Raw genomic sequence first — 2,382 nt, 5'->3', positions numbered from 1 at the left:
CGTCAGCCCGCGAGTTTCTTCAGCGCGTCGAGCACCGCGTCGCCCTTGAACGGCTTCACGATCCAGCCCTTCACGCCGGCGGCCTTGCCGCGCTCCTTCATCGCCGGGCTGCTTTCGGTCGTCAGCATCACGACGTTGACCGTCGAGTTCGCCAGTTCGCCGCGGATCTTCTCGACCATCGTCAGGCCGTCCATGTTCGGCATGTTCACGTCGCTGATCACGAGGCGCACGCCGGGCGTCGCCTTGAGCTTCGCGAGGCCGTCCTTGCCGTCGACGGCCGTCGCGACGTCAAGCCCGTGATTGCGCAGGAAGCCCGCGACCTCGTCGCGCACCGTACCCGAATCGTCGACCACCAGAATCTTTGCCATGTCGTATTCCCCTTCCTTTCCTTGTTGCTGACTTCAACATTCAAAACAGTTCGAGTTCGCCCGATTCGACCATCGGCCCCACGTCCTGCACCGATTCGCGGAAATCCTCCGGCGACCAGCTGAGGCTGAACACGAAGCGCTGGTCGAGGCAGACGGATCGCCCCGATGCCGGGTCGGTCATCCGGTACTTGAAGCAGAGCTGCGGGCAATCGCCGCCGAACGAGATGAACTTCTGCTTGTGATTGACGACGAGCGGCACCTGCACCGGATGGCGCGCCAGTGCCTCGGCATCGCCGAGATAGCGGTTCTTGAACGCACCCCACACGAGGTTGGTCAGCTCGCCGAGCACGCTGTTCACGTCGCGGAAATCCGGCGCGCGGCCGGCGTCACGCGTGCCGCCGAGCATGTCGAGCAGCGGCTGCTCGCTCGTCTGCAGCAGCATGTAGCCGCGGCACCACGCACTTTCGAGCGCGATCAGGCTGAACACTTCGCCGAAGATGATCTGGTCGCGCACGATGCACGGCGTCTCGTGCTCGATCGTCATGCCCGGGAACAGGCTGTCGATGCGCGCCTCGGTGATCTCCGAGATGCCGCGCACGAGCGCGTTCGGGTAATCGCGGCCGAACAGGTATTCGTCGATCGCGCGCTTGAGCGGCGTCATGTCGTCCGCGACGTAGGCCGCGCACGCGACGCGCGCAAGCGCTTCCGGCAACCCGTCGCGCGACGCGAGCGATTCGCGGCGCAGGATGATCGGCAGTTCGGGGCGCAGCGCATCGATCTGCGTCGCGATGATCGCGCTCTCGGCCGGCGAGCCGCCGTAATCCTCGGCCAGCAGGATCGCGCCGAGGTCGATGTTCGAGCGCAGCACCTTCAGCAGCCGGTTGCGCCGCACGGTCAGTCCGACCAGGTTGTGCTCGTCGCAGAAACGCTTGATCGTATCGGCATGCGCGCGGCTGTCGTCGAGCACGAGCACCTTGCTGACAGGCTTGTCTAAAGTCATCTCAAGGGTTCCTAATGGTCTGTCAGGGTCGGTCAGAACAGTTCGAGTTCGCCGCCGGTATCCACCGTGGCCGACTCCGGCACATGGAAATCGACCGGCGCGTTCGCGCACACGCACAACGTCGCACCGACCCGCACGTCGCCGTCGAGCGTCAGGTCGTAGGCGGCCACGTGATTCGGTGCCAGCGCGGGCAGGTAGTCGATGCTCGATCCGCTCAGCAGATAAGGCGTCGACATTCCCAGGTCCGGAAACGGTGCGGTCAGTGCCTGGTTGATCGCGCCGCAGCACAGGTTCGCGACTTCCATGAACGCTTCGGACAGCGGCCGCTGGCTGCTCGTGCCCGCCGTCGCACCGGCGAAATGACGACGCGTCGCGTCGTCGTCGCTGAAGCGCAGCGCGAGCAGCAGGCGGAAATGCAGCGCCGAGATCGTCAGCACCGCGACATGCTCGGGCACCTTCGGCTTCGTGCGCGACTTCGCGAGCGCGTGATCCTGCCCGTCGTGTGCGTGGCCGGCGGCAGGCCGGATGTCGCACGCGCCGCCGGACGCGAGCCGCGTGCGCGCCGCGTCGAAGAAGATCCGTTCGAAGCCGGCTTTCGCCTGCGCGCTGATCACGCCGCACCTCCTTCGATCCGCGCGTGCAGTTGCCCGGCCAGCGTCTCGACGGTCGCGAGCGCGGCCGTGATCATCTTGCCGCCGGCCTGGATGTCCTGGAACGTCGCGGCCGTCACGAGATCGTTGCGGTTCAGGCTGTCGCGATAGCTGTTCGACAGCTGCTGCGAGCGCGCGGCCAGTCCGCGCACCTCGCTCGCGACGATCGAGAAGCCGCGCCCGGCCGTACCGGCGCGCGCGGCCTCGATCGACGCGTTCAGCGACACGATCGACACGTGCGCGACGATCGCCGACAGTTCCAGGTTCTTCGTGCGCATGTCCTGGTTCTGCGTGGTCAGCGAGATCATCTGCTCGTGCCAGCGCTCGAAGGTGCCCGCGAGCCCGCGCAGACGCGCGGCTTCGT

General features: G+C 66.4%; 4 protein-coding genes. All 4 read right to left on the bottom strand.

Translation table 11 applies throughout. The features are described from left to right. Positions 1 to 2 precede the first annotated feature (2 nt). Positions 3 to 368 (bottom strand): response regulator, encoded by a 366-nt coding sequence (locus tag JYJ84_RS34400; protein ID WP_011355572.1) that lies wholly within the window; start codon positions 366 to 368, stop codon positions 3 to 5. A gap of 40 nt (positions 369 to 408) precedes the next feature. Continuing rightward, a complete protein-coding gene (locus tag JYJ84_RS34395) occupies positions 409 to 1,368 on the bottom strand; it encodes a chemotaxis protein CheX (protein WP_122949377.1) in 960 nt (319 codons plus the stop codon). Positions 1,369 to 1,400: 32 nt separating this feature from the next. After that, complete coding sequence (locus JYJ84_RS34390) at positions 1,401 to 1,982, bottom strand: hypothetical protein (RefSeq protein ID WP_175221585.1); 582 nt, start codon at positions 1,980 to 1,982, stop codon at positions 1,401 to 1,403. After that, positions 1,979 to 2,382, bottom strand: a 404-nt coding sequence (locus tag JYJ84_RS34385) for a methyl-accepting chemotaxis protein (protein WP_240201944.1), incomplete at its 5' end; no start/stop codon positions are given. The genes JYJ84_RS34390 and JYJ84_RS34385, both read right to left, overlap by 4 nt.

Origin of the sequence: Burkholderia sp. LMG 13014 (genome assembly GCF_905232215.1) — a bacterium.
GTDB lineage: Bacteria > Pseudomonadota > Gammaproteobacteria > Burkholderiales > Burkholderiaceae > Burkholderia.
The sequence above is the reverse complement of the archived record's forward strand: the minus strand, read 5'-3'. Positions and strand labels throughout refer to the sequence as shown.